At 59.8% G+C, this 14,856-nt stretch carries 15 protein-coding genes; 6 read left to right on the top strand and 9 right to left on the bottom strand.

All coding sequences use genetic code 11. The features are described 5' to 3' along the window. The first annotated feature begins 60 nt into the window (after positions 1-60). The 4 genes from AC0ZWN_RS15840 to AC0ZWN_RS15825 all read left to right on the top strand — a co-directional run bounded on the left by AC0ZWN_RS15840 (position 61) and on the right by AC0ZWN_RS15825 (position 3,130). Positions 61-336, top strand: a complete 276-nt coding sequence (locus tag AC0ZWN_RS15840; protein ID WP_476335674.1) for a DUF493 domain-containing protein — start codon at positions 61-63, stop codon at positions 334-336. Continuing rightward, complete coding sequence (lipB, locus tag AC0ZWN_RS15835) at positions 336-983, top strand: lipoyl(octanoyl) transferase LipB (RefSeq protein WP_460089048.1); 648 nt, start codon at positions 336-338, stop codon at positions 981-983. Before AC0ZWN_RS15840 ends, lipB begins: the two co-directional genes overlap by 1 nt. Positions 984-1,008: 25 nt before the next feature. Next, positions 1,009-2,007 carry a lipoyl synthase gene (gene lipA, locus AC0ZWN_RS15830; protein ID WP_167394918.1) on the top strand — a complete coding sequence of 333 codons (999 nt, stop codon included), beginning with the start codon at positions 1,009-1,011 and terminating at the stop codon, positions 2,005-2,007. Between the two features lie 172 nt (positions 2,008-2,179). Continuing rightward, positions 2,180-3,130, top strand: coding sequence for a S66 peptidase family protein (locus AC0ZWN_RS15825; RefSeq protein WP_476335672.1), 951 nt, complete (start codon positions 2,180-2,182; stop codon positions 3,128-3,130). A 125-nt stretch (positions 3,131-3,255) separates the two neighbouring features. On the opposite strand, the gene AC0ZWN_RS15820 is transcribed toward AC0ZWN_RS15825, so the two are convergent. The 5 genes from AC0ZWN_RS15820 to leuS all read right to left on the bottom strand — a co-directional run bounded on the left by AC0ZWN_RS15820 (position 3,256) and on the right by leuS (position 9,311). Beyond that, entirely contained in the window at positions 3,256-4,578 is a 1,323-nt protein-coding gene (locus AC0ZWN_RS15820) for a lytic murein transglycosylase (RefSeq protein WP_476335670.1), read from the bottom strand. 60 nt (positions 4,579-4,638) lie between these two features. Further along, complete coding sequence (arfA, locus tag AC0ZWN_RS15815; protein WP_064390740.1) at positions 4,639-4,803, bottom strand: alternative ribosome rescue factor ArfA; 165 nt, start codon at positions 4,801-4,803, stop codon at positions 4,639-4,641. Between the two features lie 131 nt (positions 4,804-4,934). Next, the gene (gene holA / locus AC0ZWN_RS15810; RefSeq protein WP_093434601.1) at positions 4,935-5,972 is read right to left on the bottom strand and encodes a DNA polymerase III subunit delta; all 1,038 of its coding nucleotides are present in this window, start codon (positions 5,970-5,972) and stop codon (positions 4,935-4,937) included. A 39-nt stretch (positions 5,973-6,011) separates the two neighbouring features. Then, a complete protein-coding gene (locus AC0ZWN_RS15805; RefSeq protein ID WP_095048769.1) occupies positions 6,012-6,617 on the bottom strand; it encodes an LPS-assembly lipoprotein LptE in 606 nt (201 codons plus the stop codon). Positions 6,618-6,704: 87 nt separating this feature from the next. Next, positions 6,705-9,311, bottom strand: coding sequence for a leucine--tRNA ligase (leuS, locus tag AC0ZWN_RS15800; RefSeq protein ID WP_257356227.1), 2,607 nt, complete (start codon positions 9,309-9,311; stop codon positions 6,705-6,707). 255 nt (positions 9,312-9,566) lie between these two features. Here leuS and AC0ZWN_RS15795 point away from each other — a divergent pair, with 255 nt between their 5' ends. Further along, complete coding sequence (locus tag AC0ZWN_RS15795; RefSeq protein ID WP_095048767.1) at positions 9,567-9,890, top strand: hypothetical protein; 324 nt, start codon at positions 9,567-9,569, stop codon at positions 9,888-9,890. Between the two features lie 104 nt (positions 9,891-9,994). Beyond that, positions 9,995-10,756: a YdcF family protein gene (locus AC0ZWN_RS15790; protein ID WP_095125492.1), complete on the top strand. Its 762-nt coding sequence runs from the start codon at positions 9,995-9,997 to the stop codon at positions 10,754-10,756. 85 nt (positions 10,757-10,841) lie between these two features. Here the strand turns inward: AC0ZWN_RS15790 and lnt are convergent, their stop codons facing one another. Genes lnt through AC0ZWN_RS15770 form a run of 4 tightly spaced genes read right to left on the bottom strand, consistent with a single transcriptional unit; the run spans position 10,842 to position 14,713 of the window. After that, the gene (gene lnt, locus AC0ZWN_RS15785) at positions 10,842-12,365 is read right to left on the bottom strand and encodes an apolipoprotein N-acyltransferase (protein ID WP_093434616.1); all 1,524 of its coding nucleotides are present in this window, start codon (positions 12,363-12,365) and stop codon (positions 10,842-10,844) included. Between the two features lie 17 nt (positions 12,366-12,382). Next, a complete protein-coding gene (locus AC0ZWN_RS15780) occupies positions 12,383-13,222 on the bottom strand; it encodes an HlyC/CorC family transporter (protein ID WP_007909641.1) in 840 nt (279 codons plus the stop codon). 5 nt (positions 13,223-13,227) lie between these two features. Then, entirely contained in the window at positions 13,228-13,722 is a 495-nt protein-coding gene (gene ybeY, locus AC0ZWN_RS15775; RefSeq protein WP_476335666.1) for an rRNA maturation RNase YbeY, read from the bottom strand. Continuing rightward, entirely contained in the window at positions 13,715-14,713 is a 999-nt protein-coding gene (locus AC0ZWN_RS15770; protein ID WP_095048764.1) for a PhoH family protein, read from the bottom strand. The genes ybeY and AC0ZWN_RS15770 overlap by 8 nt, the downstream gene beginning before the upstream one ends. Positions 14,714-14,856: the final 143 nt, after the last annotated feature.

Genomic DNA, 14,856 nt, shown 5'->3' with positions numbered 1-14,856 from the left:
CCCGACCCGGTGCGGGGCCATGCGCGTTATCACGGCTTGCGCTCAAGAGGCCGTTACGCCATGACCGATACCGAAGTAAAGGCGCCAAAGATCGAATTCCCTGTCACGGATTATCCCGTTAAGGTGATCAGCGATACCGGTGTGGGCAACAAAGACAAGATCATCGACATCGTCAAGAAACACGCGACCATCAATGATGAGCGCATCGACGAGCGTCAAAGCACCAACGGCAAATACACCACCATTCAGTTGCACATCGTCGCGACCGACCAGGAACAGCTGTACGACATCAACAGCGAACTGCGGGCGACCGGCTTCGTGCACATGGTGTTGTGATGCCGGGCACGCTGGGCTTTCGTGAACTCGGCCAGATGGCTTACGAGCCGGTCTGGCATGCCATGCAACGCTTCACCAACGAACGCGGCAGCGATGCCGCCGACGAAATCTGGCTCGTCGAGCACCCACCGGTGTTCACTCAAGGCCAGGCCGGCAAGGCCGAACACTTGTTGCTGCCGGGAGATATTCCGGTGGTGCAGGTCGATCGCGGCGGGCAGGTGACTTATCATGGCCCCGGCCAGTTAGTGGCCTATCTGCTGCTGGATGTACGCAAGCTGGGTTTCGGCGTGCGCGATCTGGTCAGCCGCATGGAGCTTTGCCTGATTGAACTGCTGGCCAGCTACGGCGTAATCGCTGCCGCCAAGCCAGATGCTCCCGGCGTCTATGTCGATGGAGCGAAAATCGCTTCTCTGGGTTTGCGGATTCGCCACGGTTGTTCCTTTCATGGCCTGGCCCTGAACGTGGATATGAACCTGGAACCGTTTCGACGGATAAATCCCTGCGGCTATGCCGGGCTGGCGATGACCCAGCTGAGCGACCACGCAGGATCGATTGAATTTGCCGAGGTAAGTGCCCGGCTGCGCGCGCAGCTCGTCAAACACCTCGACTATGCTGAGCAGACGACCCTGACGGGCGGAATCGACTGATATGACTACTGATGCAGTGCAAACCATGATCCCGACGCTCGACGTGACCGAGCGCCCGGCCCCGCGTCCCAAGGTAGAAGCCGGCGTCAAGCTGCGCGGCGCCGAGAAGGTTGCACGCATCCCGGTAAAGATCATTCCGACCACCGAACTGCCGAAGAAACCTGACTGGATTCGCGTGCGCATCCCGGTTTCGCCGGAAGTCGACCGGATCAAGAGCCTGCTGCGCAAACACAAGCTGCACAGCGTCTGCGAAGAAGCGTCTTGCCCGAACCTCGGCGAGTGCTTCTCCGGCGGCACCGCGACCTTCATGATCATGGGTGACATCTGCACCCGTCGTTGCCCGTTCTGCGACGTCGGCCACGGTCGTCCGAAGCCACTGGACGTCAACGAGCCGCAAAGCCTGGCCATCGCCATTGCCGACCTCAAGCTCAAGTACGTGGTGATCACCTCGGTTGACCGCGACGACCTGCGTGACGGCGGTGCCCAGCACTTTGCCGACTGCATCCGCGAAATCCGCAAACTGTCGCCGAACGTGCAGCTGGAAACCCTGGTTCCAGACTACCGTGGCCGCATGGACGTCGCGCTGGAAATCACTGCGGCCGAGCCGCCGGATGTGTTCAACCACAACCTGGAAACCGTGCCGCGCCTCTACAAGGCAGCGCGTCCGGGTTCGGATTACCAGTGGTCGCTGACCTTGCTGCAACGCTTCAAGCAGATGATGCCGCATATTCCGACCAAATCCGGCTTGATGCTGGGTCTGGGTGAGACCGACGAGGAAGTCATCGAAGTCATGAAGCGCATGCGCGAACATGACATCGACATGCTGACCCTCGGCCAGTACCTGCAACCGTCCCGTAGTCACTTGCCGGTGCAGCGCTTTGTGCACCCGGACACCTTCGCCTGGTTCGCCGAGGAAGGTTACAAGATGGGCTTCAAAAACGTTGCCTCGGGGCCGCTGGTGCGTTCTTCATACCACGCCGACGAGCAAGCGAAGTTGGTCAAGGCGGAGCTGCTGGGTTCCTGATCCGGCGCTGAATGAAAAAGTGCCCGCCGAGGTTTTAACGCCCGGCGGGCATTTTTTTGCCCGTCTTACATTCGATGCTGATTTTTCCTGCAACCTGCGGCGTGGCCGACCCTCTTCTGTTTGCCCCCGTTCATGACTACTGTGTGTGCATGACTCACAGGGAGATCCAAGGATGACCGTTCGACCGACCCATACTCTTTGCCCACACAGGGCCGTGCCTGCACTGCCCTCGGAAGGGTTGATCGGCGTCATTGCGCCTGCCGGCCCTGGCGCTCTGGACACCGATGAGGCGGTGCGATGGATGCGAGCCCGCGGCTATGGGCTGAAGGTGTTTCCCGGTGTTTATGAAAAAGACGGCTATCTGGCCGGCAGTGATGATGTGCGCCTGCGAGACCTGCACGCGGCGTTCGCTGACCCCGAGGTCGACGCGATCATTTGCCTGCGTGGCGGCTACGGCACGCCGCGCCTGCTCGACCGGATCGACTACGACCTGCTCAGCCGCAACGCCAAGCCATTCGTCGGCTACAGCGATATCACCGCGCTCCACCTGGCCATCAGCCGTTATGCCGGATTCGTGACCTTCCACGGGCCGCTACTCAATGCCGATCTGCTGGGCGACAAGGAGCCGCCAACCGTCACTTCGTTCTTTGCCATGCTGCGCGGGCAATTGAAGGCGGGAAGTGTGCTGAGCCATCCGGTGGCTTATCCGTTGACCACGGTCGAACCCGGTATCGCCCACGGTCGCTTGCTTGGCGGCAATCTGGCGATGATTGCATCGACGTTGGGTACGCCATACGAGATTGATGTCGAAGGGGTGATTCTGCTGATCGAAGACGTCAACGAGCCGCTATATCGTATTGACCGGTTGCTGACCCAGATGCGTCTGGCCGGCAAGTTGGCCAAGTTGCGCGGGGTGTTGGTTGGGGATATTGCTGGCGTGGATGTCGAAGCGCTGAACCGCTTGCTTAAGCAGACCTTCGAGCCTTTACGAATTCCGGTTTTGTCTGGCTGGCGTAGCGGGCATTGTGATCCGAACCTGACATTGCCGATGGGCGCGTTGGTGCGGCTGGATGCCGGGAAGAAGGAATTGATGCTGGAGCAGGATGTGGTGATCAAGGCTTAAAGATTTATTGCCTGATAGTCAGTCTTCCGAGCAGGCTCGCTCCCACATGGGTTCTGTAAACGACAGAGATCCAATGTGGGAGCGAGCCTGCTCGCTAAAGCGGTATACGCCATACGACAATCGTTCTACTGAGTACGCAGGCTTTCCAGCAACTTGTGCGTCGGATACCCGTCCGCCGGCCAGCCAAATGACTGCTGGGCACTGCGAATCGCCTTGCGCGTATTGGCGCCAATAATCCCGTCCGCCGTGCCGGCATCGTAATTGCGCGCACTCAGCAGGGTCTGCAACTCCATACGCTCGGTGCGGCTCAGCGGCAGGTCATCTTTTGGCCAACTGCCGTTGATCAGGCCGCCACCGCTGAAACGCTCGGACAACAGGCTCACTGCCAGCGCGTACGACGAGGAGTTGTTGTACTTGAGAATCGCACGGAAGTTGTCGAGGATCAGGAACGCCGGCCCACGATAACCAGCCGGCAGCAGCAGGGCGGCAGACAGCTGTTCAGAGCCTGCTGGCACCTGACCGCCATTCGGCAGAGTCACGCCCAACTGACGCCATTCGGCGACACTCTTGCGAATCGCGCCATCAGCCAGGGTGTAGTTGAAGCTGCTCGGCAGCTGCACTTCAAACCCCCACGGCTGGCCACGTTGCCAGCCGGAGCTTTGCAGGTAATGCGCAGTTGAGGCCAGCGCATCGGCAGGACTGCCCCAGATATCGCGGCGACCGTCACCGTCGAAATCCACTGCGTGGGTGTTGTAGGTAGTCGGAATGAACTGGGTCTGGCCCATCGCACCCGCCCAGGAGCCGAGCATTTTCTCCGGTGTGATATCGCCCTGTTGCAGGATCTGCAGCGCAGCGATCAATTGCGCATGAGCAAAGCCCGGCCGACGGCCTTCGTAAGCGAGGGTGGCCAGCGAGTTGATCACCGACTTGCTGCCCTGAAACTGACCGAAATTGCTTTCCATACCCCACACCGAAACCAGTGCCTGACGGTCAACGCCATAACGCTGCTCAATGCTTTGCAGGATGTCGGCGTACTGACTGATCAGTGCCTGACCTTTACGGACGCGCAGCGGCGAGAGGGCGCCATCGAGGTATTCCCACACTGGCCGGGAGAACTCAGGTTGACTGCGGTCGGCCCGAATCACGCTGGCGTCGAAGCTGACATTGGCGAACGCGCGATCGAACAGATCCGCACGAATACCGGCGGCCAGGGCATCCTTGCGGAATCCGGCTTGCCATTCAGCAAAGGTTTGAGTCGGTTGCAGATCGAGAGGGTCGGCGGACGGCACTACCGGCGGGATAATCGCTGGGGCCGTGGCGACAGGGGCAGCTTGAAGGGGTTGCGCATCGGCGGCGGTGGGTTTTTCCGCGCAGGCGACAAGCAGAATGAAGCTGGAGGCAGCGATCAATTGGCGAACAGGCCAACGACGGGAAAGACTTGGGGGCATGCACAGTTCCAGGAAAACGAATCAGGTGCAGACCTTAACATGACCGGGGGGTACTGCGCTTTAAGCGGCCAGAAAGTAAGAAGCCTCCCAGCTGTCAGACTGGAAGGCTTCGCGGCGGTAGCTGCCTTTACCCTTGGCTGGTCGTTCTTGGCGACTGCGGAACAGGGGTTGGGCGACGATGGATTTGGCCTTGTTGGGGCCATGTTTCGATGGCTTTTTGCTCATAAGGATTTTCTCGAGTGAGTGAGTTTTGCGGGGGAAATAATCTGCCGATGTCAGGCGTCTGTCCAGTCCCTGTTGTGTAGGAGTGTTCTGACGCTTTCGCGAGCAAGCTGGCCGTTATGCGGTAGAGCAGGTTATTCGGCGGGGAGTGTCAGACGCTGGCCAGCCATCAACAACGCCAAGCGGCTCAGGCTCATCCACGGCGAGCCGGCAGCCTGACCTTTGATCTGCGCATCGATACGCTGCGCCTCAAGCAACAACTGCGCCCAGCGTTGCGCCGAGTAGCGTTGCAGGGCTTTGCTCATCAAAGGTTTGCGCTTGTCCCAGACCGGCGGCTTCGCCTGGCTGAAACACTTGTCCAGCGGCGTACCCTGGCTGTATTGCAACGAAATATTAGCCAGCAAGCGCAGCTCCCGCGCCAGCGCCCAGAGAATCACCGGCGGTTCGACACCTTCACCGCGCAAGCCTTCAAGCATGCGCAGCGCGTGGGCCGGCTCGCCGTTGAGCACGGCGTCGGTCAAACCAAACACGTCAAACCGCGCACTGTCGGCCACGGCGGCCTGCACGGTTTCAACGGTGATCTGCCCACCTTCGGCCATCAATTTGAGCTTTTCGATTTCCTGCGCGGCAGCGAGCAAGTTGCCTTCGACGCGTGCAGCAATCAGTTCGACCGCGTCCTGGCTGGCCGACAAACCAGCCTGAGACAAGCGCTGACGAATCCAGCTCGGCAACTGATTGGCGTCCACCGGCCAGATCTGGATGAACTGGGTCTGCTGGCCTTCCACCAGTGCCTTGCCCCACTTGGTTTTCTGCGCGCTGCCATCCATCTTCGGCAGGCTGATCAGCAGCACCGTGTCTTCAGCGGGACGCGAGCAGTATTCGATGAATGCAGCGGCGCCTTTGTCACCGGGTTTGCCCGAGGGCAGGCGCAGTTCCAGCAGGCGCTTTTCGGCGAACAACGACATGCTGGCGCCGGCCTGCAACAACGTGCCCCAATCGAAATTGGCGTCGGCGGCGAAGACCTGGCGTTCATCAAAACCTTGCTGACGCGCAGCGCTGCGGATGGCGTCGGCGGCTTCCTGGCACAGTAGCGGGTCATCGCCGCTGATGATGTAGACAGGCGCCAAAGCACCTTGCAGGTGTTTACCGAGTTGGGCGGGAGCGAGCTTCATAAGAAATGCCGAACGGGGCGCCTGAGCGCCCCGAACGTCTTACTGCTGCGGTACTTCGAGCGGCGACTGGCGCGGGGTTTCCGCTTCAGCCTTTTGTGCCGCTTGCAGCGCATCGGCTTCTGCCTTGGCGCGGTCATTGGCGGCTTGCTGCAGCTGCTGCAGTTGACCCGGGGTCAGTTGCTGCAGACGCAACATCATGCGTTGGACCAGTTCGCGAGTGGTTTCGCGACGGGCGTCGTTGGCTTCCTGATCGGAGCCCACGAGGTTGTTACCGTCGTGAATAAACACTTTCTGAACTTCAAGCTTGTCGCTCAACAGTTGCAGGTTCTTGTCGCCACGGATCTCGTAGTTCAGAACAGTACTGACTTGATACTCGCCCGTACGACCGGCACCGGCGTAGCTGAGGATGCGCTGGCTCTCTTGCTGGTCAGCCAGGAACAGCTTGTACGGAGCACCGCTGTAAACCTTGACGCCGCTCGACTCCAGCACCTGACGCAGTTGCGTGACCGTCTCGCCGTAGGCGTTACGGGCGCTCAGGTCGAGTTCCTTGATCGACAGTTCGTTGGTGCCGGTACCGCGCAGCTGGAAACCGCAGGCGCTCAACAGAACGGCGAGGCCCATCACCAGCAGATTGCGTTTGATCATTGTGTTGCTCCCCTTGAAACCACGTGGGCCGACTGTACGGCCCGAAAGGTTTTACTTGGCGCCAGGCGAGCCTGACGCCCGATCCAATTAGCTGGCGACGATGTTGACCAGTTTCCCCGGCACAACGATCACTTTACGAATAGTCAGGCCGTCGACGAAACGCAGTACGTTTTCGTTGGCGCGGGCTGCTGCTTCAACTTCTTCGCGGGTCGCGCTGGCCGGCATTTCGATCTGGCCGCGCAGTTTGCCGTTGACCTGGATGACCAGGGTCAGGCTGTCCTGCACCAAAGCGCTTTCATCCACTGCCGGCCAGCCGGCGTCGATGACTGCATCGGCGTGACCCAGCTGGTTCCACAGTTCGTGGCTGATGTGCGGCGTGATTGGTGCCAGCAACAGCGTCACGGCTTCCAGACCTTCGTGAATCAGCGCGCGATCCTGCTCGGTGCTTTGCGCGGCTTTTTCCAGCACGTTCATCAGCGTCATTACCTGGGCGATGGCGGTGTTGAATTTGTGGTTCTGGCCGACGTCGTGGCTGGCCTGCTTGATGGCCACGTGAATGGCGCGGCGCACGGCCTTCTGTTCGTCATTCAGGCTGGCGATGTCCAGCTTGCCCGGCAAGCCCTGAGTGACGTGGGCTTGCGCCAGACGCCAGACGCGCTTGAGGAAACGGTGCGAACCTTCGACGCCGGAGTCGGACCATTCGGCGCTCATGTCAGGTGGCGAAGCGAACATCATGAACAGGCGGCAGGTGTCGGCGCCGAACTGATCGATCATCGACTGTGGGTCAACGCCGTTGTTCTTCGACTTGGCCATCTTCTCGGTGCCGCCGATTTCTACCGGCAGACCGTCGGACTTCAGTTTGGCGCTGATGACCTTGGCTTTGCTGTCGCGCTCGAGTTCTACGTCCGCCGGGTTGAACCAGGTGTAAGCACCATTGGCTTCGCGACGGTAGTAGGTTTCGGCGATCACCATGCCTTGGGTCAGCAGGTTCTTGAACGGCTCGTTGGAGCTGACCAGGCCTTCGTCACGCATCAGCTTGTGGAAGAAGCGCGCGTAAAGCAGGTGCAGAATGGCGTGTTCGATACCACCGATGTACTGATCGACAGGCAACCAGTGGTCGGCTGCGGATTTTTCCACCAGGCCACCTTCAAAGTGCGGCGAGGCGTAGCGGGCGTAGTACCACGACGACTCGACGAACGTATCCATGGTGTCGGTTTCACGCTTGGCAGGCTGGCCGCATTTCGGGCAGCTGCACTCGTAAAACTCAGGCATGCGCGCCAGCGGCGAACCGGCGCCGTCCGGCACCACATCTTCCGGCAGGACCACAGGCAATTGATCTTCCGGCACCGGCACGTCACCGCATGCATCGCAGTGGATGATCGGGATCGGGCAGCCCCAGTAGCGCTGGCGGCTGATGCCCCAGTCGCGCAGGCGGAACTGAGTGCGCGAGGCGCCCAGTTCTTTCTTGATCAGGGCCACTTCGATGGCGTCGAACGCACCCGCGAAGTCGAGACCGTCGAATTCGCCGGAATTGATCAGCGTGCCGTGCTCGCCGTAGGCGTCTTGCCACGGGGCCGGGTTGCTGTCGCCAGAGCTGGTACGCACTACCGATTTCACCGGCAGGTTGTACTTGTGAGCGAATTCGAAATCGCGCTCGTCGTGCGCCGGTACAGCCATGACTGCGCCGTCGCCGTAGTGCATCAGCACGTAGTTGGCGACCCACACCGGGAGTTTTTCACCGGTCAGCGGGTGCTCGACGAACAGGCCGGTCGGCAGGCCTTTCTTTTCTTGCGTGGCGACGTCAGCTTCGGCGACGCTGCCGCCCTTGCATTCAGCGATGAACGCTTGCAGCTCAGGGTTGTTCTGCGCTGCCTGGGTCGCCAGCGGATGCTCGGCAGCCACGGCGACATAGGTCGCGCCCATCAGGGTGTCCGGACGGGTAGTGAAGACTTTCAGGGTGCCGGCTTCGCCAATCGAGTCGACGTTGTACGGGAACTGCACTTCCATGCCGCGGGATTTGCCGATCCAGTTGCGCTGCATGGTCTTGACCTGTTCAGGCCAGCCAGTCAGTTCGTCGAGGCTCTCCAGCAGCTCATCCGCGTAGGCGGTGATCTTGAAGTAGTACATCGGGATTTCGCGCTTTTCGATCAGCGCGCCGGAACGCCAGCCGCGACCGTCGATCACCTGTTCGTTAGCGAGAACGGTCTGGTCGATCGGGTCCCAGTTCACGGTGCCGTTTTTACGGTAGATCACGCCTTTTTCGAACAGGCGAGTGAACAGCCATTGTTCCCAGCGGTAGTAATCCGGTTTGCAGGTGGTGACTTCGCGCGACCAGTCGACCGCCAGACCCAGGCTGCGCAGCTGGGTTTTCATGTAGGCGATGTTTTCGTAGGTCCACTTGGCCGGCGCGACGTTGTTCTTCATCGCGGCGTTTTCTGCCGGCATGCCGAACGCGTCCCAACCCATAGGTTGCAGAACGTTCTTGCCGAGCATGCGCTGGTAGCGGGAGATCACGTCGCCGATGGTGTAGTTGCGCACGTGCCCCATGTGTAGCTTGCCGCTGGGGTAAGGGAACATCGACAGGCAGTAGTAGGTTTCCTTGCCTGGCTGTTCACTGACTTCAAAGGACTTTTGCTCGTCCCAGAACGACTGGGCGGCGGCTTCGATTTCACGGGGCTGATATTGTTCGTGCATGGCTACTTTTGTACTGGATAGGGGTGGCCTAATCCTCTTCAACGCAGGTGCCGGGGTTGGCCCGGACGAGCTGGAAGTGGAATTACAGGAAGCGCCGTAGCATACATGACCGCGCTCGGCCTAGGGAAACCCTGATTACAGCTGTTTGTCCCGGCAAATCCTTGGCGAGGGCCGTTGGTCGCGGCGTGCAGCCGGTTTGTGCAGCGAAGCTAAGCTCTAACTGGGGAGTGAGTCTTATCTTCAATGAGGTGAGGGATGGTGGAGCAACGGCAAAAAAACGTGACGAAACCCGAGTTGTACGAAAGATTGATCGATCGTCTTGGTATGGCCCTGGACGCATTAAAAACCGCTGACCGGCTGCGCGACGAGCGCCCCCTGGAACTGGAATTGCGTGGCTTGAGCCCCGCCGAGTTCAAACTGGTCAAGGCCTATCTGGATCGCAGTGAACGTGAAACGCACGGATGCTTGTCACAGGCAGTGAAGCAGCTCGATGCAGCACATTCGGCCAAGGTCATCTGGCTCAAGGACAAGGCGCCCGGCAGAGACACCGTCAAGGTTCGCTCTGTACAGGCCAAGTAAGCGCATGGCAGGTCAAGAACCGGATCTTTTTCAACAGGATCCCACCTATTGGTTGTAACGCATTATTAACACTCTTAGGCTTCGGGCATCTGTGGAGATGCTCGATGCCTTTTCGTTATTTCATCAAACAACTTTTGTTACCACCCGGCATTCTTTTGCTGCTGTTGCTGGCCGCTTGGTGGCTGCGCCGCTCACGGCCGCGCCTGGCTGGATTGTGTTTTGCCATTGGCTTTGGCGGAATGTGGCTGATGAGCCTGCCGGTGGTCGTGCAGTGGGGCGCGAAAGCTCTGGAACGCGAGCCACCGTTGGCCCGTGAAGAGTGGGCGACGCTGGCGCAGCGCGCTGACGCGATTGTGGTGCTGGGTTCCGGCCGCGAGCGCGGTGATCTGGCCTGGGGTGAGGATCAGCCGACCGGCGTGGGCCTTGAGCGTCAGCGTTATGCGGCACGATTGGCCAAGGCTTCCGGGTTGCCGATTCTGACCACGGGTGGCCTGCATTACGGTACGCCGCCGACCGAGGCGAAGTTGATGGCGGATTCGTTGCGCGACGATTTTGGCGTGACCGTGCGCTGGCAGGAAGGCGAGAGCCGCACTACGTGGGAAAATGCGAAGTTCACGGCCGATATCTTGTTGCCGCAGGGGATCAAGCGCGTGGTCGTGGTGACGCAGGCCTGGCACATGCCGCGATCGGTATGGAGTTTTCAACAGGCGGGTTTTGAAGTGGTGCCGGCCCCGGTCGGATTTCTCGGAACCGATAACGCGAGACCGTTTGGTGGCTGGCTGCCGGAGTTCAAGTCGATCTGGCAGAGCGGGCAGTTGTTGAATGAAGCGGTGGGGCAGGTGGGGTATTCGCTGTTTTACCGCTGAAGATCAAAAGATCGCAGCCTGCGGCAGCTCCTACAGGGAAAATACAAATCCCGTTTAGGAGCTGCCGCAGGCTGCGATCTTTGCTTTAAAGTGTTTTCGACATCCGGCTGGCCATCAGTGCCCAGCCAAACAGCAGCAAGCACAGGATGATCAATGGCCACGAGCGCCATTGCAGATACGGCGTCAGGTTGTGCATCGGCACCACTTCGCCGTAGAGGATGCCCTGTTCAAACTGCGGAATCTGCTCGGTGATCTGCCCGAACGGGTTGATCAGTCCGGTCACACCGTTGTTGGTTGCACGAATCATCCAGCGCCCAGCCTCAAGCGCACGCATCTGCGCCATCTGCAAATGCTGCAGCGGGCCAATCGAGGTGCCGAACCAGGTATCGTTGCTGATCGTCAGCAGCAAATCACTGCGCGCCGACAGGCTGGCAGCAAACTCCGGATACACCACTTCGTAGCAGATAAACGGTGCGATCTGATAACCCTTGGCCTGCAACAACGCCTGATCGGCCGGGCCACGGGCAAAGTCGGACATCGGCAGGTCGAAGAAGGCGATCAGCCCGCGTAATACATCCTGCAGTGGCACGTATTCGCCGAAGGGCACCAGTTTCTGTTTCAGATAAGTACCGTCGCCTTCGCCGACCACGGTGATGCCATTGAAGAAGCGTTTTTCGTGACGAACGGTTTCGCGGATCGGTACACCAGTGATCAGCGCCGATTTACGCTCGGCGGCGAAGGTGCCCATCATGGTCAGGTAGCCCTCGGCGGACTCCTTCAATACCGGCACGGCGGTTTCCGGCCAGATCAGCAGGTCCACCGGTTTCGAGCGGAAGCTCAAATCGCGATACAAAGCCAACTGCGCGTTGAGCTCGGCCGGATCCCATTTCATGCTTTGCGCGACGTTACCCTGAATTGCGGCAACACTCAGCGGCGCGCCGGAGGGGCTGGTCCAGGCATGGCCCTTGAGCGCAATGCCGGCCACCCAAGGGCCAACCAGCAGCACCAAACCTGCGGCAACAAAACCTTTGCGGCCGGTTTGCAGCAGGCGTGGGGCGTTGTAGATCAGTGCTGCGGTCAGTGCCAGTACGAACGACACCAGCCACATGCCACCCACTGGAGCGAGCCCGGCCAATGGGCCATCGAGCTGGCTGTAACCCGAGTACAGCCATGGGAAGCCGGTGAGGAACCAGCCGCGAAACGCTTCCTGGCCGACCCACAACGCAGCAAACGCCAAGGCATCGGCCAGCGGAGCCTCGTTACGGCGCAACCAGCGCGCCCATAACCAAGCCGGCAAGGCGAAGAACCAGGCAATCGCCGCGGTAAACAGCAGCATCAGGAACCCGGCCAGCAGCACCGAAGCGCCGCCGAAATGGTGAATGCTGTAATAAATCCAGCTAGTGCCGGCGCCAAACAGGCCGAAACCGAAGCACCAGCCACGGCCCAGTGCCTGACGCGGACTCAGCTCGCGCAAACCGGCATAGAACAAGCCGACCGCCAGCAAAGCCAGCGGCCAGATGTTGAACGGTGCCAGAGCGAAAGTGGTGATTGCACCGGCCGCCACGGCCAGCAGGTTACCGGGCCAGCCGGGGCGGGTTGTCCAGCGCATTTCAGTCCTTAGATTTCTTACCGGGCGATAGGGGTCAGTCGCAGCAAATGAATCCGACGGCTGTCGGCGTTCAGGATGCGGAAACGATAGGCGCCGATTTCAGTGATTTCGTTGCGTTTTGGCAAGTGCCCGAACGCGCTCATCACCAGGCCGCCGACAGTGTCGAACTCGTCATCGGAGAACTCGCTGTCGAAGAACTCGTTGAAGTTCTCGATTGGGGTCAGGGCCTTGATCAGGAAGTCACCGCTGGGCAGCGGCTTGATGTAGCTGTCTTCTTCGACGTCGTGTTCGTCTTCGATGTCGCCGACGATCTGTTCCAGCACGTCTTCAATCGTTACCAGACCGGCCACGCCGCCGTATTCGTCGATGACGATGGCCATGTGGTTGTGGTTGGCGCGGAATTCTCGCAGCAACACGTTCAGGCGCTTGGACTCCGGCACGAAGGTGGCCGGGCGCAGCAGATCCTTGATGTTGAAGCTGTCGCCGTTCTCCTTGAGGATCAGCGGCAACAAATCCTTGGCCAGCAGCACGCCCATCACGTCGTCATGGCTTTCGCCGATCACCGGATAGCGCGAGTGGGCCGAATCGACCACGGCCGGGAGGAATTCACGGGGTGTCTGGGTCGCCTTGATGCTGATCATCTGCGAACGCGGCACCATGATGTCGCGTACTTGCAGGTCAGCCACCTGAATAGCGCCTTCGACGATGGCCAGCGCTTCGCTGTCCAGCAGTTTGTTCTGATGTGCATCACGCAGCAGCTCGAGGAGCTCCTGACGGTTCTTCGGCTCGTGGGCAAAAGCCTGGGTCAGTTTACCCAGCCATGACTTCTGCCCGTTGCTCGATCGATCTTCGCTCATAGCGATTACTCTGAATCCTTTGTTGTAACGATAGGGGATGTTTCGGGTTCGTCGTCCGCGTACGGATCGGGATAGCCCAGTTCAGCAAGCAACTCGCGTTCCAGTGCTTCCATTTCTTCGGCTTCTTCGTCATCTATATGGTCGTAACCAAGCAGATGCAAGCAGCCGTGAATGACCAGATGTGCCCAGTGGGCCTTTAGTTCCTTGCCTTGTTCGGCGGCTTCGCGCTCGACCACGGCCACGCAGATCACCAGATCGCCGAGCAGCGGGATGTCGAGAAACTCGTCAGGCACTTCAGCCGGGAACGACAGGACGTTGGTCGCGTAATCCTTGTGGCGCCAGGTGTGATTGAGCTCGCGGCCTTCTTCCTCGTCGACCAGACGAATGGTCATTTCCGAGTCGGCGGTGCGTTGGCGCAGGGCCAGTTCGCACCACAGGCGGAAGTCGGTTTCACTCGGCGCGTTCGCTTCAGTCGCGATTTGCAGGTCTAGCTCAAGCATTTCGCGAGGTGTCCTTGGGGGCTTCGTCACGGTTTTCGAAGCGCTCGTAGGCTTCGACGATCCGCTGTACCAAAGGATGGCGCACGACGTCTTTAGGCTGGAAGTGCGTAAAGCTGATGCCCGGTACGTCTTTGAGCACTTCGATCACATGATGCAGGCCGGACTTGGTGCCACGCGGCAGGTCGACCTGGGTGATGTCACCGGTGATGACTGCGGTGGAGCCAAAGCCGATCCGGGTCAGGAACATCTTCATCTGTTCGACGGTGGTGTTCTGGCTTTCGTCGAGAATGATGAAGCTGTTATTCAGCGTGCGACCGCGCATGTAGGCCAGCGGCGCAACTTCAATCACCTGACGCTCGATCAGCTTGGCCACGTATTCAAAGCCGAGCATCTCGTAGAGCGCGTCGTAGAGCGGACGCAGGTACGGGTCGATCTTCTGCGACAGGTCGCCGGGCAGGAAGCCGAGTTTTTCACCCGCTTCAACCGCCGGACGCACCAGCAGGATGCGACGGATCTGCTCGCGCTCCAGGGCATCGACAGCGCAGGCCACGGCCAGATAGGTCTTGCCGGTACCGGCCGGGCCAATGCCGAAGTTGATGTCGTTGCCGAGGATTTCCTTCACGTAGCGCAGTTGATTCAAGCCGCGTGGGCGAATCATGCCTTTCTTGGTGCGCAGGGCGACAGAGGCTTCGGCGGGGGCGTGATTGTCCAGCTCGACCACGGCCGATTCCTGGAGGAACAGGTGCACGAGGTCCGGCGACAGCTCGGTACCTTTGGTTTCCCGGTACAGGCGGCGCAGCAGGTTTTCCGCAGACGTGGTGTGCTTGGGGTCGCCGATCAATTCGAACTGGTTTCCGCGGTTGCGGATCTCGATGGTCAGGCGCTGTTCGATCAAGCGCAAATGCTCGTCGAATTGCCCGCACAGATTGGCGAAGCGGCGAGCCTCAAAAGGCTCGAGGATAAAACGATGTGGTTCTATGGGTGCGTTCAAGGTCGTATTTAGCCGCCCTGGGGCAATTAAGATGAAATCAAGGATAACGCCAGAGGCCTGGGTGCGAAAGCTCTTAAATCACCACGGTTCATGTGGGAGCGAGCCTGCTCGCGAAGGCGGTCCGTCAGACACATGAATGTTTA

The sequence above is a fragment of the Pseudomonas sp. 3B-A001-10F genome, from assembly GCF_056313565.1.
The sequence above is the reverse complement of the archived record's forward strand: the minus strand, read 5'-3'. Positions and strand labels throughout refer to the sequence as shown.